The 19,781-nt window shown below is 62.9% G+C and carries 16 protein-coding genes; 6 read left to right on the forward strand and 10 right to left on the reverse strand.

The annotated features are described in order from the left end of the window. Positions 1-112 precede the first annotated feature (112 nt). Complete coding sequence (locus A9D13_RS04640; RefSeq protein ID WP_066770814.1) at positions 113-2,518, forward strand: TonB-dependent receptor; 2,406 nt, start codon at positions 113-115, stop codon at positions 2,516-2,518. Between the two features lie 167 nt (positions 2,519-2,685). Here the strand turns inward: A9D13_RS04640 and A9D13_RS04645 are convergent, their stop codons facing one another. Then, positions 2,686-5,175: a TonB-dependent receptor gene (locus A9D13_RS04645; protein ID WP_066770816.1), complete on the reverse strand. Its 2,490-nt coding sequence runs from the start codon at positions 5,173-5,175 to the stop codon at positions 2,686-2,688. A gap of 252 nt (positions 5,176-5,427) precedes the next feature. Between A9D13_RS04645 and A9D13_RS20775 the strand changes: the two genes are divergently transcribed. Then, positions 5,428-6,438, forward strand: a complete 1,011-nt coding sequence (locus A9D13_RS20775; RefSeq protein ID WP_066770819.1) for a DUF7064 domain-containing protein — start codon at positions 5,428-5,430, stop codon at positions 6,436-6,438. Continuing rightward, positions 6,435-6,734 carry a DUF1330 domain-containing protein gene (locus tag A9D13_RS20025; protein WP_172808100.1) on the forward strand — a complete coding sequence of 100 codons (300 nt, stop codon included), beginning with the start codon at positions 6,435-6,437 and terminating at the stop codon, positions 6,732-6,734. Before A9D13_RS20775 ends, A9D13_RS20025 begins: the two co-directional genes overlap by 4 nt. Here A9D13_RS20025 and A9D13_RS04660 read toward each other — a convergent pair. Continuing rightward, on the reverse strand, positions 6,731-7,546 hold the full coding sequence (locus A9D13_RS04660) for an enoyl-CoA hydratase/isomerase family protein (protein WP_066770827.1): 816 nt from the start codon (positions 7,544-7,546) through the stop codon (positions 6,731-6,733). The two genes, A9D13_RS20025 and A9D13_RS04660, sit on opposite strands and share 4 nt — an antisense overlap. 159 nt (positions 7,547-7,705) lie before the next feature. Continuing rightward, on the reverse strand, positions 7,706-9,175 hold the full coding sequence (locus A9D13_RS04665; RefSeq protein ID WP_066770830.1) for an aromatic ring-hydroxylating oxygenase subunit alpha: 1,470 nt from the start codon (positions 9,173-9,175) through the stop codon (positions 7,706-7,708). Between the two features lie 130 nt (positions 9,176-9,305). Here A9D13_RS04665 and A9D13_RS04670 point away from each other — a divergent pair, with 130 nt between their 5' ends. Further along, positions 9,306-10,163 (forward strand): MaoC/PaaZ C-terminal domain-containing protein, encoded by an 858-nt coding sequence (locus tag A9D13_RS04670; RefSeq protein ID WP_216635486.1) that lies wholly within the window; start codon positions 9,306-9,308, stop codon positions 10,161-10,163. A 2-nt stretch (positions 10,164-10,165) separates the two neighbouring features. On the opposite strand, the gene A9D13_RS04675 is transcribed toward A9D13_RS04670, so the two are convergent. Both A9D13_RS04675 and A9D13_RS04680 read right to left on the reverse strand, forming a co-directional pair. Further along, positions 10,166-10,489: an NIPSNAP family protein gene (locus tag A9D13_RS04675; protein WP_066770835.1), complete on the reverse strand. Its 324-nt coding sequence runs from the start codon at positions 10,487-10,489 to the stop codon at positions 10,166-10,168. Then, on the reverse strand, positions 10,489-12,084 hold the full coding sequence (locus A9D13_RS04680) for a class I adenylate-forming enzyme family protein (RefSeq protein ID WP_172808101.1): 1,596 nt from the start codon (positions 12,082-12,084) through the stop codon (positions 10,489-10,491). The genes A9D13_RS04675 and A9D13_RS04680 overlap by 1 nt, the downstream gene beginning before the upstream one ends. Positions 12,085-12,226: 142 nt before the next feature. Here A9D13_RS04680 and A9D13_RS20780 point away from each other — a divergent pair, with 142 nt between their 5' ends. Further along, the gene (locus A9D13_RS20780) at positions 12,227-12,997 is read left to right on the forward strand and encodes a hypothetical protein (RefSeq protein WP_066770837.1); all 771 of its coding nucleotides are present in this window, start codon (positions 12,227-12,229) and stop codon (positions 12,995-12,997) included. A gap of 4 nt (positions 12,998-13,001) precedes the next feature. Here A9D13_RS20780 and A9D13_RS04690 read toward each other — a convergent pair whose 3' ends face one another. Further along, a complete protein-coding gene (locus A9D13_RS04690; protein ID WP_066770840.1) occupies positions 13,002-14,084 on the reverse strand; it encodes a phosphotransferase in 1,083 nt (360 codons plus the stop codon). A 98-nt stretch (positions 14,085-14,182) separates the two neighbouring features. On the opposite strand from A9D13_RS04690, the gene A9D13_RS04695 reads away from it, so the two are divergent. Beyond that, on the forward strand, positions 14,183-15,190 hold the full coding sequence (locus A9D13_RS04695; protein WP_066770843.1) for an alcohol dehydrogenase catalytic domain-containing protein: 1,008 nt from the start codon (positions 14,183-14,185) through the stop codon (positions 15,188-15,190). 21 nt (positions 15,191-15,211) lie between these two features. Here the strand turns inward: A9D13_RS04695 and A9D13_RS04700 are convergent, their stop codons facing one another. The 4 genes from A9D13_RS04700 to A9D13_RS04715 form a co-directional block, all read right to left on the reverse strand. Then, positions 15,212-16,687, reverse strand: coding sequence for a phosphotransferase (locus A9D13_RS04700; protein WP_066770846.1), 1,476 nt, complete (start codon positions 16,685-16,687; stop codon positions 15,212-15,214). A 65-nt stretch (positions 16,688-16,752) separates the two neighbouring features. Then, a complete protein-coding gene (locus A9D13_RS04705) occupies positions 16,753-18,018 on the reverse strand; it encodes a cytochrome P450 (protein ID WP_172808102.1) in 1,266 nt (421 codons plus the stop codon). A gap of 131 nt (positions 18,019-18,149) precedes the next feature. Next, entirely contained in the window at positions 18,150-19,313 is a 1,164-nt protein-coding gene (locus A9D13_RS04710) for an epoxide hydrolase family protein (RefSeq protein WP_066770995.1), read from the reverse strand. Next, the gene (locus tag A9D13_RS04715) at positions 19,310-19,780 is read right to left on the reverse strand and encodes a nuclear transport factor 2 family protein (protein ID WP_066770851.1); all 471 of its coding nucleotides are present in this window, start codon (positions 19,778-19,780) and stop codon (positions 19,310-19,312) included. The genes A9D13_RS04710 and A9D13_RS04715 overlap by 4 nt, the downstream gene beginning before the upstream one ends. Position 19,781: the final 1 nt, after the last annotated feature.

Consider the following 19,781-nt stretch of genomic DNA (forward strand, 5'->3'; position numbering starts at 1 on the left):
AGAGTGGGAGAGGCCTCGCCCGGAACCACCGCGTGGATCGGATGGGCGGGCCCTCATGATCTGTCTCGATGCGCCCTTTGCGCGTCGCAAGGCAATTGGGTGAGGGAAGACAATGACATATTCAGAACCGAAATTGCGTCGGCATTTCGCGATACTGCTGGGCTGCACGGCAGCGCTGGCATGGCCGCTCGCTGCCCAGGCGCAGGACACCGCCGAGGACACCGAGGCACAGGACACGCAATCGGGCGGCCTGGCCGAAATCGTCGTGACCGCGCAGAAACGCGCCCAGAACGTGCAGGAAACGCCGCTCAGCGTGACCGCGATCTCGGGCGAGACACTGGCGGTGCAGGGCGTAACCGAAGTCGCCGACCTCAACCGGGTCGACCCCGCCTTGCAGATCGGCAAGGCGACCGGCACGGTGACGACCTTCATCCGCGGCGTCGGCAACCCCGTCACCACGGCCGGTAACGAGGCATCGGTCCCGGTTTATATCGACGATGTCTATTTCATCCGCGCCTCGTTTGCCTATTTCGACCTGTCCAGCGTCGAGCGGGTCGAAGTTCTGAAAGGTCCGCAGGGCACGCTGTTCGGACGCAACGCATCGGGCGGCGTTATCAATATCGTGACCAAGGACCCCGATACCAGCAGCCCCGAAATGAAGGCGACGCTGGGCTATGGCAATTACCAGACGATGGACGCGTCGCTTTATGCCAACATGCCGATCGGCGACCGGGTCGCGGCCAATATCGCGCTCAGCTACAACGACCAGGGCGAAGGCTGGGGCCGGAACAAGAAGCTGGTCGATCCGCTGGACACTTCGCTCGGCTATCAGGATGGCGGCGAGGATTACTGGAAGGGCCGCCATTTCAGCGCCCGCGGCAAGCTGCTGTTCGACCTGACCGACACGATCGACCTCAAGCTCGTCGGCTATTACGTCAACCTGCACAGCCAGATCGGCATTTATTCGCGTCCCTTCCCCGGCACCGTCGGCGGTTCGCCCGATGCCGCGCATAACGGCTTCCCGATCGTGCCGGGCGCCATGCCCGATCCATCGCAGGTCCTGCCGCAGCTTGGCTTCTACGATGTCTCGCTTGCCGAAGAGCAGTATGACGACAACGAGGGCTACGGTTTTTCGGGCAAGCTCGATGTCGAACTCGGCTTTGCCGATTTCACCAGCATCACCGCCTGGCGCAAATCGGACGAGCTGTATTACTCGGCCGGAAATTACAGCGACTACAACTGGCTGCGCTATGACCTCAACGTCATCGACGAACAATTCAGCCAGGAATTCCAGCTGAAGTCCAAGATCATGTCGCCGGTCGAATGGATACTCGGACTCTATTACCTCGACGCCAAGGGCGGGTTCAATCCGACCACGATCTATGGCCCGGGCACCGACATGGCGGGGATCGACTACCTCGATATCAGGGGGCGTCAGGACGTTTCGAGCTATGCCGCCTTCGGTCAGGTGACATATCCGGTCACCGACAATTTCAATATTACCGGCGGCCTGCGCTATACGATCGACAAGGTGACGGGCACCGGCACCACCGACATAACTTTCCTGCCCGGCGTGTTCGGCCCCGATCCGCTGACCATCAGGGCGCAGCAGTTCGATGCCAATAACGACTATGGCGGCGCAAATGGCGTGGCAATCGTCGATGGCGACAATCCGAACCATAGCCGCAAGTACAAGAAGCTGACGTGGCGCGCCGCGGCCGATTATAAGGTCACCGCCGATGCGCTGCTCTATGCTTCGCTGAGCCGCGGCTACAAGGCGGGTACGTTCAACACTCTGCCGCTCGACCTGCCGGCGTTGAACCCCGAAGTGGTCGATGCTTATGAAATCGGCTTCAAGACCGAATTCGGCGGCAATGTCCGCCTGAACGGTGCCCTGTTCTGGAACGACATCAAGAACCCGCAGATCCAGGCGCAGCGCAACGGCCTCGTCTTCCTCGCCAATGCGGAAGCATCGCGGACCAAGGGCGTCGAGCTCGATCTCAGCTGGGCGCCGGTCTACGGGCTGACGTTCCGGGTCGCGGGCAGCTATCTCGATGCGAAATTCCGCGGCTTCGGCGATGTCGACGGCAATGGCACGCTCGACTGCGCGACCTATGAATATTCGGATGTCGCGCCGGGCAATATCGACCAGCTGACCACCGATTGTTCGGGCAACCGCCTGCCCTATGCGTCGAAGTGGAAGTTCTCGGGCGGAATGGATTACGAGCATGACTTCGCGGGCGCAGGTCGTGCCCGGTTCAACCTGTCGGCCAGCTGGTCCGACAAATATCCCTGGGATGCGGACAATGTGTATTTCGAACCGTCACGTTTCCTGATGGACGGATCGATCTCGTTCACGCCCGAAGATTACGACCACGTGACCTTCCGGTTCTGGATGAAGAACATCACGGGCGAGAAGTACAACATCAACTATTACGCGCAGGCCTCGGGTTCGGCCTATTCCTCGGCCCCGGGCGCGCCGCGCACCTTTGGCGGGGAAATCAGCTTCGATTTCTGATCCCGAAGGCAACTGCACCGCAACGAAGGGGTGGTCCGACGATGGTCGGGCCGCCCCTTTTCATTGGCGCCAACCCGCTGTCACCAGCCGAAAAAAGGGGGGCGACGGATCGACCGTCACCCCCTTCAGTCCGTGGCAGAAACTGCCAGGGGAGAAGCTTGTGGTGCCTAACCTCCGAAACGGTAGGACAGGCGCAGCATGACCTCGCGCCCGCGGCTGAGCGAGGCGAAGCGGTCGAGCGTGGTCCCGGTGCCGGTCGGATCGAAAGCGAAGGGCACGAGACTGCTGGCAACGAAGTAATATTTGTCGGTCAGGTTCCGCCCGATCAGCGCCAGTTCCCAGCTTTCATCCGGCGGGGTAAGGCGAATGGTGCCATTGACGAGCGTATAACCGGGCTGGCGGCCATTCGGCGCCGAGGACGCATCGGTGAGATAGCTGCTGACATATTTGACGCCGCCATTGATCCCCAGCTCGAGCCCATCGGTCACCTCTGCCTTGTAATCGAACCCTGCCTGCAGGTTCCAGTCGGGCGCGCGGATCAGCTCGGTCCCGGACAGGTCCTGCGTGCCGTCGGCACGACAGCCCAGCTCGGCCGTCTGCCCGCCATAGCAGGGCGCATTGGCATATTCGGAATATTTGCCGTCGTTATAGGCCGCCGCCGCATTGAGGCTGAGGCCATCGAGCGGCGTGCGATAGGTGACATCGGCCTCGATGCCCTTCACCTTCGATGCGCCGGCGTTGCGGATCGAATTGGTCGCGTTGAAGACCACCGTCACCTGCTGGTCGTTGATCGTGTAGCTATAGGCAGCAAGGTTGAAGCGGACATCGCCATTCAGCAGATTGGCCTTCAAGCCCGCCTCGAAGCCCTTCACCGTCTGCGGGTTGTAGCTGAGGTCGAGCACGCCGCTCGGCGGAGCGAATGTCACCGAGCCCGAGTTGAACCCGCCCGACAGGAAGCCGTGCTTGTACGAACCGAAGACGGTGAGATCGCGGTTCGGACGATAGCTGACGGTGACTTCGGGCGAGAAATCGGTCCACGCGCCCTTGCGCGTCTTCAGAACGCCGAGATTATAGCTGTCGGGATTGCCGGCAGCGTCCAGTTCGGCCTGAGTCAGAATCACCAGCGATTCGTCGAAATAGGTCGTGCCCGGGATCACGCCATCCGACAGGCCGCCGCCTGACAGGACCAGCGGCAGTCGCTTTTCCTCACGCGTGTAGCGTCCGCCGACGTCGATCTCGATCGTGTCGATCGGCTCGAAGCTGACCTGCATATAGGCGGAATACGCCTTGCCCTTCTGCTTGAAGAAGTAGTTGTTGATCAGCGCAGGCGTTTCCGGGCCGCCGAACCCTTCGGCGATCAGGTCGAAATTGCCGCCGAACAGATAGGTGATCGACCCGGTCGAGGCGCTGGTGTCGGCGAAATACACGCCGCCCGAGACATTGAGCGGGCCGTCGTAATCGGTGTTGAAGCGCAGCTCCTGGCTGAATTCGTCAATACCGAGCACATTGCAGCTGGGCAGCAGCACGGTATCGTCGTTCTCATAGTTCTGGCATTGGTCGACATCGACCTTGTAATAGCCGGTCACCGAGGTGAGCGTCACCGCACCCAGTTCGTAATTCATTTCAAGCCCGCCCAGGAACTGGTCCTGGTTGTTGAAATTCTTGCCATCGGGACGGAACAGGCTGATGTCGCCGCCGATGTCGGCGAGCACCGTGCCATAGCCCGCGTTCGAATTGGCGCCATCGCTGGCCGAACACTGGTCGATCGTGCCGCCAAGGAAGGTGCTGAAACGCGCGCCATAGGGGCAGCTGACAAAGGCGGTGGTGGAGGCCGGACCATTGCCCTTCAGTTCGCCATAGCTGAGCTTGAGCTTGGCGTCGAAAGGGCCGCCATCGTCGAATTTCAGCGTGCCGCGCAAGGCCCAGTCTTCCGAATTGGGATTGCGGCTGCCGTTGTAATAGGGCGAATCCTTGGGCGTGAGATCCTTGAGGTCGCCTTTCATGTCGGAATAGACGCCAGCAAGGCGCACGCCGATGGAATCGGTCAGCGGGCTGGAGACATAGCCCTCCAGCCGCAACTGGTCGGCATTGAATTCATAGCCGGCCGAAAGCTTGGCCTCGAACACGTCGGTCGGATCGGCGGTGTGGATCGAGATGATGCCAGCCGGGCTGTTCTTGCCATAGAACAGTGCCTGCGGCCCCTTGAGCACCTCGACCTGCGCCATGTCGAAATCGCTCATGCGGCGCACGGTGGCCTTGGTCACCTGCACCCCGTCGATGTTGAAGGATACGGCCGAATCGCCGAACGGGTTCTGGTCGGGCCCCTCGATACCGCGGATGTTGATATTGCCGCCCTGGACCGAACCGCCCTGGTTGCCGACCATCAGCTGCGGCGTGATGCGCGCGATGCCGTCAAGATTGGTCACGCCCTGCGATGCAAGCTGCTCGCCGCCAACGGCCGTGACGACGACCGGCACGGAGATCAGCGTCTCATCGCGCTTACGCGCGGTGACGATGATTTCCTGTGGGCCCGTAGCCGCAGGTGCGGTGGTTTCCGCGTCCTGCTCGGCGGGGGCGGTCGAAGACTGGGCCTGGGCGGGATTGCTCACCAGGGAAATGGCGATAGCGCCAAGGCTGACGGCTTGCACGATACGCATCCTAAGTACCTCTCCTATGCTTTCTTATTTCCGCCGATGGCCCTCTCCCATCAGCGACCGGCCGACTGCAATTATGCATGGCGACCGGATAGTACGCTTATTAACGACTTTACCTGGAGGGTCCAGAAAAAAAGGTACGTCTGCTTACTTTATTGTATCAGGCATTACTGCCGGATTGATCGCAGCGCAGTCGTAGTCTAGCGTACGATTAAACGCGCGCGACAGCAGCGAAGCACTAAGAGAGAGGACCGCATGTCGGACACGGACTGGAACAGCAATTTGGGCGGCGGCTTTGGCCTGCATAAACCGGCGGACGAGTTCTTTCACGGCACCGGCCCCGCAGGCGATACGCTGACCGAGACATGGTTCTGGAATTTCCATGTGCCCGAGGCGGCCATCAATTGCTTCGCCTATTGCTGGGTGCATCCGAACCTCAAGATGTGCTCGGGCGGGCTGATGATCTATCAGGGGCACAAGCCCAGCCACATGGCCTGCGAATTGTTCGATTACCGCGACTATCTGTCGATGGAGGTGATCGGGGAAGACGGCACGATCCGGTTTCCCAACGGCTTTACCGTGACCCCGGTCAAGGCGCTTGAGAAGGTGCGGCTGACCTTCGACGACCCTTCGCGCCAGAGCGCGTTCGATGTAATGCTCGATGCGGTGGAGGTGCCGGTGATGCGCGCCAACAACCAGCATTTCGAACAGCTGATGCATGCCACCGGCACGCTGACCCTGCGCGGCAGGACCTATCCGGTCGACTGCTTCCCGGTGCGCGATCGCAGCTGGGGCGAATTGCGGCCCGAAAGCAATGCGCCGGTGCCGCCCTATACATGGGTGACCGGCGCGTTCGGCCCCGATTTCGCCTTCAACGTGGGATCGCATGACGATCCCGCCCGCGATCCCGACTGGCAGGGGGTAATGGATGCCCCGCAGCGCATCTTCAACGATGGCTGGGTGCTGAAAAACGGCGAGCAGCGCCGCATTGTCAGCGCCAGCAAGATCACCCGTCGCAGCGGCGAGCGCCACGCCCCTGTCATCCATGATTACACGTTCGAGGACGACAAGGGCGAGAGCTATCGCATCACCGGCACGCTGGTCGCACAGACGGAATGGGGCGGGTGGTCGAACATGACCTGCCACCTTGGCCTTGTGAAATGGGACTGGGACGGCCGCACCGGATATGGCGAGAGCCAGGAGGTGAGCTGGAACGAGTACAGCTATTTGATGCACCAGGCGGCGCTGGCCACGGAACCGGCGTGACCGCCTATATGGTCGTCATCCTCGATTGCACCGATCCGGCATGGGTGGCCGATTACCGCGCCAATGTGCCGGGTCTGATCGAGAAGGCGGGCGGGAAATACATGGCGCTGTCGCGCGCGCCGATCCAGCTGGAGGGCGATGGCGATGTGCCGCAGACGGTGGCGATCGTGTCCTACCCCTCGGTGGAGGCGGCGCAGGCGTTTTTCGCATCGGAGGAATATCGCCCCTATGCCGAGGCGCGAAAGCGCGGGGCGGTGACGACGATCTATCTCGTCGACGAAGTGCCCCCCGCCTAGGCAGCCGAGGGGAAGCGCGCCGCCCGCTTTTCAAGGAAGGCGCGCACGCCCTCTTCGAAATCATCGTCGGCGACGCATCCGACGATGCCGGCCGTTTCGGCTTCCAGCATCGCATCGAGCGTGGCGCCGGGCGTGGCATTGATCAGGTGCTTGGCCATCTTCAGCGCCAGCTGCGGTGCGCGTGCCAGACGCTGCGCCGCCTTCATCGCGCGTTCGTCCAGCTCCTCTGCCGCCACGATCTCGGTCAGCATGCCAAGCCGCAGCGCCTCTTCGGCATCGACCTTGGCCGAGGTCATCAGCAGGTTCCTTGCCATGCGCACGCCCACGACCTGCGGCAATACGGTGGTCAGCCCGCCATCGGGGGTAAGGCCGACGCGCTGATGCGCGAACACGAAACATGCACTGGGATCGCCGATCGCGACATCGGCGACCAGCGGATAGAATAGTCCCGCACCCGCCGCCGCCCCGCGCACGGCGGTCACGATGCCGCCCTCGAACGCATGGATCGCCTTGGCAAGGTCGGCCGCGATGCGCAGGCGCCGGTCGAAGTCGGCGGCACGCTCGTCCTTCGGCTGTTCGACGGAGCGGCCGAACGCTGCCACGTCCCCGCCTGCGGAGAACACCTTGCCCTCGCCCCGGATCAAGATGCTGCGCACTGCGGGATTGTCCTGCGCGCTGCGGAACAGATCGGTCAGCAAGGGCACGTTTTGCGATGGAATGGCATTGCCGAATTCGGGCCGGTTAAAGGAAAGACGCAGCACGCCATCGGTCAGTTCGGCCAGGAAGCTGCGGTCCTCGGGCGTTTTCAGCATGTACTCTCCCTTGCGTGTTTCGCCGCCGTTGCGATGCGGTCGATATCGTGCGCTAGATAACCTTATTGTCGCATGGCCTGTCAATACGCATCCGCGCCGCAACCCGAACGGGTCCGGCGCGGAATTCGTGCGGCACACTGTCTGAGTCGTTAGCCCGCTTCAGAACCCTGGAGCGTCGCACGGGTTGTCGCTGACATAGCGCGACAGCGTGTGGTGCAGCAGCCGCAGGCGCGATTCCTGATAGCTGGTAAAGCGGATCGGCATGTCGCCGCCATCGCGCATCCCGTTCTGGCAGGCGGCAAGCCCGTCGGCGTCCTGATCGTAGATATGGGCCTGCCAGTCGGGCAGCACCCCGGCTTCGGCAAAGCTCTGGTCGTCGGTCAGCTCCACGATCTTCGCTTCGGGCACCTCGCCGTCGGCAGGCTTTGGGCGGAACACCCAGAATTCGAACATGGTGCGGCCCGGATCGTTTCGGTCGGGCAGGAAGCGATAGACAAAGGGATAAGGGAGCGAGCGGAAGATCACCATGTTCGGAAACAGGTGATACTGGATCGCATCGGCGGCCTCCACGTCCGAAAGGCCCGAATAATCATGCTCGTGCATTTCGGTATAGGTGGCGCGCATGCCCGCGATCATCGCCTGCCGCGCGGTCATGCCTTCGGGCAGTTCGGGCAGTTCGCTATCGGCCCCCGCGACGACGCGGGTGGCGAAATTGATGATCTCCTGCTCGCTCAGCGCCTTGGGCAGCTGGTCGCTGTGAATGCCGACCGGTTCGAGAAAACGGCTGACATGCGGCTCGCCCGGCCAGACGTCATATTGCGTGCTCGATTCGCCGCCAAAGGGCAGCGCCTGCGGGTGGATGCCCGACAGGTGATAGGCCTCGAGGAACGCCTCCACGCAAGTCTTCCAATTGGCGAGCATCGGGCGGCGCATGATCGCGCTGACATAGCGGTCCGAATAATTCCACCCCTCGAAATGTGGGACCAGCCGGCCCAGATATTCGGACAGCGGCGGCGCGGCCGGATCGCGGTTGATAAAGACGAACCCCTGCCACAGCTCGGCCCGGATCTCGCGCAGTTTCAGCTCCTCCATCGAGGTGTCGTTGAAGTCCCAGCGCGCGGGAACATGGTCGACCGACCCGTCGAGCTTCCACGCGATGGAATGAAACGGACACTTGATCTTGGCGACGCTGGTGTCGCCCTCGCACAGTTTCATCCCGCGATGCGGGCAGCTGTTGTAGAAGGCGCGGATTTCGCCATCGTCACCGCGCGCGACAAGTATCGAAGCGCCCGGCCCCTCATAGACGTGGCAATCGCCCTCTTCGGGGATCTGCTCTTCGCGGCATGCGAATTGCCAGACGCGCGACCACATGCGCTCGCGCTCCAACTGGGCGAAGGCGTGCGAGGTATAGCGCGCGCGCGGCACGGCGCGGTCGGGCAGGTCGCTTTGGGCATATTCGCGGAACAATTCAGGCGCAGGATTGGCATCGCCTGCTGCGATTTCCTGAAAATGATGCGACGGGCTGTCCCGATATTCGGGCCCGCCGCGCCCCTTGACCTTAGCATGTTCCATCACGCTGTCCTTCCCGATGTGCCGGTTCTTCGCCCGGTCGATATGCCAGGCTTCCATTCAGCCCGGCGTCATGGCTCCCTTATATAGTATGCTAGTATATTATGTCCAGAAACGACTTGTCACTTTGGCGTCCGGCTATTAGTACGCATGCACACTAGATGCGGTCATAAGACGACGGGAGACACCAGTGGACATCGAGCGCATTCGCACCATGACGATCGAGCCGATCGTCCAGTCCTACGATTTTCGCGACACGATCCTTTACGCCCTGGGCCTCGGTTGCGGCGCCGATCCGCTTGACCGGTCGGAACTGCCCTTCGTGTATGAAAAGGACCTCACCTGCCTGCCGTCCTATGCCAATGTGCTGTGCCATCCGGGGTTCTGGGCGCAAAAGCCGGAATTCGGGATCGACTGGGTCAAGATCCTCCACGCCGAGCAGGACTTCACCATCCACAGCCCCCTGCCCGCGACCGGCGCGATTCGCGGCGAATATTCGGTGATGGGAATAGAGGACAAGGGCGAGGGCCGTGGCGCGCTGCTGCACCAGGCCAAGGAACTGTATGACGAAGCCGGTAACAGCCATCTGGCGACGGTCCGCTCCACCCTGTTCCTGCGCGGCAATGGCGGCGAAGGCGGCTTTGGCACCTCGCCCGCCGCTCCCGAAAAACTGCCCGAGAGCGCGCCCGACAAGGTGGTGGAGATCGCGACCCTGCCCCGGCAGGCGCTGATCTATCGATTGAGCGGCGACTACAACCCGATCCACGCCGATCCCGATCTGGCGCAAAAAGCAGGCTTCGACATGCCGATCCTGCACGGGCTTTGCACCAATGGCATCGCCACGCGCGCGATCCTCAAAGCCTATTGCGGCAATGACGCAAGCAGGCTGAAATCGATGTTCGTGCGCTTCAGCAAGCCGGTGATGCCGGGCGAAACGATCGTGTGCGAATTCTTCGAACAGGGCGACGGGCAGATCCGCTTCCGCGCCATTGCCAAGGAACGCGGCGTGGTGGTGCTCGACCGCTGCTCGGCCCGCTTTACCGCCTGAATTCAGGCGGCGTCGGGGCCATAGGGCAAGGCGCTGGCCAGGGTCAGCGTCTCGTTCACCACGGATTTCGCCAGCGATGCGACGATATCGCCGATCTCGGGGCTTTGCCGCAGGTCTGCGACCGCATCGACATAGCTGTTGGCGCTGTCGAGCTGCCAGATATGGACAAAGGTGTTGAGCCTGCCGGTTTCCTGCGAAAACGCATGGATCATCTTGCACCCGCGCTGCTCCATGGCGGCGCGCACCTTTGGCGCGACGGCCATGAATTCGGCGACGCCGCCATAGGACAGCTCCAGCTGCGCGATCAGGTACATGGGCGCGCCCATCAGCTGTCCTCCATCTGGGCGATGAACTGCGCGCGCAGCTTGCCCCGCTGCACCTTGCCTGCGGCGGTGCGCGGCAAGGTCACGCCGATCTCGATCCGGCGCGGCACCTTGTACGCGGCCAGCGACTGTCGCGCGAAGGCGATCACCTCTTCGCTCGTCACCGCCATCCCCGGCCGCAGTTCGAGCCCGGCAGTCACTCCCTCACCCCATTTCGGGTGCGGCAGTCCGAATACCGCGCAATCGAGAATGGCGGGATGCTGGCGCAGCACCGATTCCACCTCTGCCGGATAGACATTCTCGCCGCCCGACACGACCATGTCCTTGATCCGGTCGGTCAGGAACAGATAACCATCGGCATCGATGCGCCCACCATCGCCCGATTTGTACCAGTCGCCCTCCATGGCCTTTTCAGTATCTTCCGGCCGCTTCCAATAGCTGGAAAACAGGCTGGGCGAGGCAAGCCAGATTTCGCCCGGCGTGTCGACCGGCAGGCGCCGCCCGGTTTCGGGATCGCGGATCTCGATCGTCACGCCCGGCATCGGACGCCCGACCGATCGCAGCAGATGCGGGCGGGATGTATCGTGATCCTCGGGCTGGAGCACGGTGGCCGATCCGCCGATCTCGGTCATTCCGTAATATTGGAGGAAGCGGCAACCCAGACGGTCGACCGATTTTTCCAGCAATTGCGGGTCCATCGACGCCGCGCCGTAATGAATGGATCGCAGCGTCTCTACCCTGACCCCGCGCGCGTCCATCTCCTCGATCAGCGCGCGCACCAGCGTCGGCACCATGAAGGTGCGGGTGATGCCATGCCTGAGGCACAGGTCGAGGAGGCCCGCCGGCGTCGTATCCGCCGTCACGTGAACCGTGACGCCGCGGCACAGCGCGGTCTGCACCCATGACAGCCCGCCGATATGAAACACCGGCAACGGCGAGAGCAGCATCTCGTCATCGCCCCAGCCTGCAAAACCGGGCAGCAGCTTTTCGCCATGGCGCATGAAGGACATGGCATATTGGGATGTCATCACGCCCTTGGGCTTGCCCGTCGTGCCGCTGGTATAAAGCTGGAGGAACGGGGCCATCGCATCGTAATCGGCACGCGGCGCAGGGTCGTAGGCGGCCAGTCGGGCGCGCAGCCCTTCGGGGCCATCGTCATCGGTAAGCAGGCGCGGCAGGCCCACGGCGTCGGCAGCATCGAGCGTGGATGAAAATTCGCTGTCGGCGACGACCAGGCGCGGCGCGGAATCCTCCAGCACATAGCCGACCTCCGGCGCGGTATTGCGCCAGTTGATCGGCACCATCACCGCCCCGCAGCGCGCCGCCGCGATATGGGCGATGATGAAAAGCGCATCGTTCTTGCCCAGCCAGCCAAAACGCTCTCCCACGCCTACGCCATAATGCTGCAAAAGAGCGACGAAGCGGTCGCAGTCGCGGTCAAGCTCGGCATAGGTCCAGCCGCGCCGGTCATCGGCAAGCGCAAGCCGGTCGGGCACGGTGCGGGCGAAATGATCGGGGTAATCGGCGATCGCCAGAAAGCCATCCTCCACGAATTCTGGCCCCTGAGATCGCGCCATCTGCGCGTCGGCTGCCGCCATTCCCATCCCTTTCCTCATTGCTTTCGTTCGGCCTCCGCCGCTAGATAGATAGCTAGCATACAATATTTGCGCGCCGCAAGTTCGATGGGACGCGGATGAGGCCCGTGGCGCCGCCGAAGCGGGCTGCAAGAGGAGAGTAGCGATGCCGTCAGACAAGGCGACGGTCGACGACGCATGCAAGGCGCGGGCCATGCGCCTCGTCGTGACGGAAGGCGTGCCCAATCCATGGAGCGAGGCGGCAAAGGGAATGCTGCGGGTCAAGCGAATCGACCATTTGCGTGTCGCGCAGTTTCCGGGAGAAGCGAATGAGGAGCTGGTCCGCTGGACCGGCCTCAACAACAGCCCCATCGCTATCTGGAACGACGAGCCGCCCCGCGATGGGTGGAGCGCGATAATTGCCCTTGTCGAGCGCATCGCGCCCGTGCCGGCGCTGATCCCCGTGCGCGAAGCCGAGCGCGCAGCAATGTTCGGCATGCTGCACGAATTATGCGACGAGGATGGCTTTGGCTGGAACCGCCGCCTGTTTCATTTCAATTCGCTGCCCGACAGCCCCGAAATCAACGCAAACAAGGGGCTTGTGCGCATGCGCGGCAAATATGGCCATGGCGGCGATATGGCCCATTGCCGCCACCGCATGATCGCCGTGCTCACCCTGCTGGGCGAACGGCTGCGCAGCCAGCGCGCGGCAGGCTGCGATCTCTATTTCGGCGAGCTCAGCGCGCTCGACATCTATTCGGCCTGCTTCATGGCGATGGTGCGCCCGCTTCCGATTGATCTGTGCCCAACCAGCCCCGAACTACACGACAGCTATGGGCTGAAGGATGCAGAGGTACTTGCGGCGGTGGACCCGATCCTGCTCACTCACCGCGACATGGTCTATGACCGCTGGCTCGAACTGCCGATGCGGCTCTAGCGCGTCAGGCGCCCAGAAGACCCATGGAATCATGCTCGATCGCGGCGAATGCGGCGCGCACGGCGTTGACCGTATTGACCGCCTCGGGCTGCCAGATCCCGCTATTGTTGAGCCATGTCATCACCGGATAGAAACAGGTGCAGCGGTATAGGAACCATGCCTCCTTCACCGATGGCGGATGCGCCACGCCATGCGCTTTCAGCCGGGTCACGAAATGCTCGATCAGCGCGCGGTCCCAGCGGCGGCGGTCGATCACGTCAAGGCTGCACAGCATGAAATAGGTGAGCCCGATGGGCCAGTGTTCGGGCCGGGCGACCCAGTCGATCACGCCCGGCGTGCCATCGGCGCTGACGAACAGATTGCCGAGGTGTTCGTCGCCATGCACCATAACCAGCGGCGCCGATTTCAAAACGCCCCACATCGCGTCCCACGTCGCCTTGGCCCTGTCCATGTCCTGAAACGCGGCGGGCAAGGCGCGCCCGCGCGGTAGTTCGATGTATGACTGCCAGCTTTCGGGCTGGAAGAAGCCGGGGAAATAGACCTCGTTCACCAGCCTGCGGTTTTCACCCGCCAGCGTTTCGGGGCCCATTTCGCCCCCTTCGGCAAAGGCGCGGCTGTCCCATCGACTCGCATACATGCGGGCAAAGGCATCGACAAAACCCATCGCCTGCCCCAGGTTCAGCGTGCGATAGGCATCGAAGAAGGTCGCGCCCCTAGGCGACAAATCCTCCATCACGATGTCGGAGGCGTCCTCTGTCACATTGATGTGGTGCCAATGGGGCATGGCGGGCGCATCGACCATCGGCACCAGATCGCGCAGCGAGCGCAATTCATTCGCCATCGCCCAGGCGGACCCCGTCTGCGGATCGTTCTCGCCCGGGAAATTGCTCTTGACGATAAGGGTCGCGGGCCGCTCCGCGCCATCGGCATAATCGACCTCGATCCGGAACTTGTTGCGCTTATAGCCGAATATTGGCCCGTACCGGACCGCCGCGACCCGCGCGCCGGGAAAATCGCGGGCCAGCGCCTGCTCGACCCATGCGGCGGTCACGTCCTCATATCGCTGAAGCGGCGGAGGGTTCGACATTCTTCTCTCCCATTGTCTCCGCCCGTCTCGTCAGGCTGGAATAGTACGCTCGCGTACTCTATAGCCGTATGCATAGCTACGACAAGGGAGAGAAATCGATGCGCAGCGCCATTTTCGAAGGTGCCGGCAAGCCACTGGCGATCGAGGAGCGCGAGATTCCGCGCCCCGCCGCTGGGCAGGCGGTGATCCGCGTGTGCCGCTGCGGCATTTGCGCATCCGACCTGTCGATGACGGGCGGCTCGCCCTTCGACATGCCCGCCGGCACTGCCCCGGGGCACGAATATGCCGGCGAAGTGGTGGAAGCTGGAGCGGAGAGCGGACTGAAACCGGGCGACCGGGTGACCGCGCTCCCCATCGCGGGTTGCGGGACCTGCCCCGCCTGCCGCGCCGATGCGCCGCTGCAATGCGCGCAAATGCGCTCGATGGCAGGCGGCTATAGCGAATATGCGCTGGTCGATGGCCGCGCCAGCTTTCGCCTGCCCGATGCATTGAGCTTTACAGATGGCGCGCTGGTCGAACCGCTGGCCTCCTCGCTGCGCGGCATCCGGCGGCTGGAGATCGCGCCCGACAGCCGCATCGCGGTGATCGGCGCAGGCGCCATCGGGGCGGGCGCCATCTATTGGCTGCGGCAAAAAGGCGTGGGCCGGATCACCGCCATTGCGCGCACGCGCCGCGGGGCCGATCTGGTCGACACCATGGGCGCGGACGGGCTTGTCACGACCGGCGAAGGGCTGAACGAACGCGTGGCCGAACTGCTGGGCGGCGCGCCCGATATCGTGGTGGAGGGCGCGGGCGCCCCCGGCCTGTTGCAGCAGGCCATCGAGCTCGTCGGCTGGAACGGCCAGATCCTGTCGCTGGGCGGCTGCATGAAACCCGACCCGATCGTGCCATTCTTCGGCATGATCAAGGAAGCGACGATCCGCTTTTCCGTCGCCTATGGCCGCAGCGAATTCCGCGAAGTGCTCGACACGCTGGAGGCGGGCCATATGGAGCCGCACGCGATGATCGGAGACACGATCTCGCTCACCGACCTGCCCGCCCGCTTCGAGGCGATGCGAACCGGATCGCATCCAGCCAAGGTGATGGTCGACCCCACCCTCGCCTGACACATTCGATCAACGCAGTTGTCAGCGCCGGTCGAACACCGACTTGATCGCATTCAGGAACATCGGCGTCATCGAATGGCCGACATGCGCGATCTTGATGTCGTGCAGCCGCCCGATCTCATAGGCATTGGTGGAAAGCTGGCACGCGGTCAGATTGCGCAAATGCCCCCAGATGCGGAAGAACCGCAGACGTTCGGGATCGATGTCCTGCCCGCCTGCCGCCTTGTACAATTCCATGAACCGCGCCCAGTCGAGCGAGCCGCCGACCGTATTCGCGATATAGCCGATATCGTCGGCGGGGTCGCCGATATGCGCGAATTCCCAGTCGACGACCGCGCTCAACGTCCCTTCGTCGACGATGAAATTGTGAAAGCCGACGTCGCCATGCAGCAGCTTGGGTTCCCCCGGCGCGTTGGGCACATTGTTGAGGAGATAGCCATAGAGACCCAGCACGGCAGGCGTCGGTTCGGCCATTTCCTCGAGATACAGGTCGCGGAAAGAGGTGATGTAATGGGTCGTCACCTCCTTGCAGCTCATGTCCCACAATTCGGACCAGATGCCGGTGGTAAGATCGCCCAGTTCGCGCAATTGCGGCAGCGAATGAAGCTTGCCAACACTGCTTGCCAATAGCTGGGTCAATCCATCGGACACCCCGCCCGCTGAACCGAACACGTCGCCGCCGGTGGTGCCGGGCGCGCGCTTCATGATCAGGAAATCGCCGCCGGGCAGCATTGCGTGCTCGGTATCGCACCACATCGCCTCGGGCGCGGGGAAGCCTTGGGCAAAGGCCGCCTCAATCACCGGGGTTTCATTGTCGATGCGGTGGCAATCATTGTCGATGGTCGGCGTGTCGCGGTCGCGCCGCATGACGTAATCGCCCGCGAATTTCTCGCCCACGACGGTAAAGAGCGTCGTTTCCTTGCCATAACCGCCGGGCAGGCGGCGGAATTCGGGAACGCGGATCGTCGGATCGTCGAAGCGGTCGGCCAGATAGGCGGCAAGCGTTTCGGCGCTGATATCGGTGCTGTCTGCTCCGCGCTTCAGCACGCTCTTGCCCATGCGCTCTTCGGTGCGCAGCGCCTCGGCCTCGGCCAGTTCGATGGCCATGCGGTCGCGCTCGGCCTGGGGGATTGCGTCCTCGCCGTTGAGGCGGGCGCTCAACAGGCCCCAGGCCTTCAGCAGCTGGCGCTCGGCCTCGTCCAGTTCGGCCTTGCCCGCCGGATTGGCCGCAGCGATCTGCGCGCGCAGATCGTCAAGCGCGCGCGCCAGATCGGGCGCGGCGCTTTCCAGCGCCAGCCGCTGGCGCAATTCGCCAAGATAGGCATCGAGCCGCTGCGTCCAGGCATCGAACACCTCGCGCCCGTGCAGCAGCCGCGTTTCCATCATCGAGAGGGTCGCCGCAATCGCTTCCTCATCGCTGGCATAGCCATAGTCGTCACCGATCAGCCGGTGACATGCCTGATTGAGCGCCTTTGTCAGGCGCGGAATATCGAGCAACTTGCCTCTCCGTCATCATGCCGCCGGTCATGCCGGCGGTTCGTTGCATCTGCCTTTATGCGCGGTCAGCCGTGCGACACGCCCAGTTTCGCGCCGACCTTCGGTCCCGGATCGAACGTCAGGTTCAGGCTGCCGATGGTGTGGAATAGCAGGCTGGGCAGGTAATCGGTGTGGCTGCCATCGGCGACCTTGATGTTCTTCATCCGCGAGAGCAGCTTGGGAAAGGCGATGGTCATTTCCTTGCGCGCCAGCATCTGGCCAAGGCAGCGATGCGGGCTGGGCGCGCCAAATGCGAAATGGCGGATCGCGTTCTTGCGCGTGATGTCGAATTCTTCGGGGTTCTCGAACATGGCCGGATCGCGGCTCGCCGCGTCATAGCGCAGCAGGATGACGCCGCCCTTGGGGATCTTCGTGCCCGCCAGTTCGGTATCGTGCCGCGCGATCCGCCACATCGAGCTGGCCGGCGTTTCATAGCGCAGCATCTCCTCCACCGCATTGCCGGTGAGCGAGGGATCGTCGATCAGCGCCTGCAGCTGGTCGGGACGGCGCAGCAATTGCACCAGCCCGCTCATCATCGTGTTGCGCGTAGTCTCGTTCCCCGCGACCGACGTTTCGAAGGCGAGCGCCGCCACCTCGGTATCGGTGAGGGGAATGACCCCTTCGACATCGACGTGGATGAGGTTCGAAATGAGATCGTCACGCGGGCTCTCGCGCCGAGCGGCGACGAGATCCTTTATATAGCGTCGGGTCTGGGCCATCAGCCTGGCCGCCTCGATCTCCTGCTCTTTCGTGCCCATGCGGCCGACGACGGTGATCACCGCATCGGACCATTCCTTGACCCGGCGGAAATGTTCGCGCGGCATGCCCAGAATGTCGGCGATGATATAGGTGGGCAAAAGCACCGCGAATTCATCGACGAAATCGCAACTGCCGCGCTCGATGAAACCATCGATCAGCTCATCGACCAGCACTTCGATATCGGGGGCCATATTGGCAACGCGGCCCGTGGCAAAGGCGGCATTGACCTGCGCGCGGAAACGCTTGTGATCGGGATCGTCGGTGGTGAGCAGCAGGCCCGATGGCAAAGGCTCGCTTTCAAGGATTTCGGCCACTTCGGGATAGGCGTTGCCGGCCATCAGCAGATGGCTGAACTCGTTCGAAAAATCCTCCATCCGGCGCGCGCAATCGGACACCGCCTTGGCCTGGGTGACGATGAAAATCTCGTTGCCATTGGGGTCGAGCGTCCGTTTGACCGGCTCGTCCTCGCGCATTTTCGCCATCAGCGGATAGGCGTTTTTGAGGGTTTCCGCTTCGTAGAAAACGTCGGTCATCAAGTCATCCTCTGGCTTCGCGGCCGATTCCCGCATCGGCATGATCTTATATCGTCACCTAGCTTACCACTTTTGGCCCGGAGGAAAAGACCCGATTGCCCCGCCTTTGCTGATCCAGCCCGGATTTCCCCTCAGCTCAGCGAAGAGAAGAAGGCGCGATATTCCTCCAGCACGATCCCCGGCTGCTCCGCCGGAAGGAAATGACCGCCCGCCGGCACGCGCTGCCAGCGCCTGAGGTCGGTCTTTTCCGCCACGATGGCACGCGGCAGGAAAGCGACCTCACGCGGGGCGATGGCGACGCCAAAGGGAACGGGAATCGTCTTTGCCGCGTCGTTCAGGACCGGCCAGTCGATCTCCAGCCCAAAGCCCTTGAACTGCTCGGCATAGATCCGCATCGACGAACCGATGGTGTTGGTCAGCCAGTAAAGCGATGCCGTCGTACATAGGAAATCCCTGGAATAGGCGTTCAGGACATCGCCGTCGCAATCGCTCCAGTTGCGGCGCCGCTCCCACAGCCATGCGGCGGTGCCGATGGGCGAATCGGCCAGCGCATAGGCCAGCGTCTGCGGATCGGCGGATTGCACCGCGACATGGCTGGTGATGGTGGGCAGCGCCTCGAACGCGCGGGCCAGCATCCATTGCTCGTCCTCGGCAAAGGCATCGGGCCCGATCGTCGCGGGGTTGAGCCCCGGCAACATCATCAGCGAGACATGCGCGGCAATGATGTGCTCCGCATGCGCGTGCCCCAGTTCCGCCGTGACGCCCGCGCCCCAGTCCCCGCCCGCCGCGGCAAAGCGGTCATAGCCCAGCATCGCCATCAGCTTGACCCACAGCTGCCCGATCCGGCGAAGCCCGATGCCCGTCGTGGCAAGCGGCGCGGAAAAGCATACGCCCGGAAGCGAAGGCACCACGACATCGAAGGCAGGGCCATCTCGCTCCCCCGTTACGAGCGGTTCGATCAGCGCGTGCCAGTCCCAGAATGTCCACGGCCAGCCATGGGTCAGGATCAGCGGGATCGCATCGGGGCGCCCGCTTTTCAGGTGGACGAAATGGATCGAAATACCGTCGATATCGGCGATGAACTGCGGCAGGCGATTCATTTTCGCCTGCTGCGCCTCCCAGTCGAAATCGCGCGCCCAGTATCGCGCCATGTCGGACAGCCAGTCCTGGTTGACGCCATAGCGCCAGTCGTCATTGCCGAAATCGCCGGGCCAGCTCGCCCCCTCGATCCGGCGGCGCATGTCGTCCACCCGTTCGGGCGCGATGGCGATTTCAAAGGGGAGCGGGGCGCTCACCACGGAAACTCGCGCACCGGGGCGGCTTCGCCCAGCCAGCGCGCAAAGCGGGAATCGGGGCGCGACCATTCCATCGCGGCGTGGCGCTTCATGATAAGCCAGCGATCGCCGGTCTTGACAAACTGGTCGTCATAGCGGCCGAAATGGTCGAACCCCAATTCGCTGGTCACGCAGACATAGGTGGTGGCATCAGCTGTCTCGGGACCGGTCAGTTCGATCATCGTGCTCGTCAGATTGTGCCGCTGGAAATTGGCATCGTCATAGGCGGCCCGGCTTTCCGCGCCGGGTTTCAGCATGGCGAGAATTTCCTCCAGCCCATGCGCATCGCCCAGCCCGCGTACCGAAAAATGCGCCTCGGGGTGGAAGACCTCGGCGTGGCGTTCGTAATCGGCGGTGTCGGCGTTGCGGTTATACAGTTCCAGCGTGTATCGGATCGCCTCTCGCGCCAGTGCCTGATCGGGTGTCATC

Origin of the sequence: Croceicoccus mobilis (genome assembly GCF_001661965.1) — a bacterium.
In the GTDB taxonomy this organism is placed as follows: domain Bacteria; phylum Pseudomonadota; class Alphaproteobacteria; order Sphingomonadales; family Sphingomonadaceae; genus Croceicoccus; species Croceicoccus mobilis.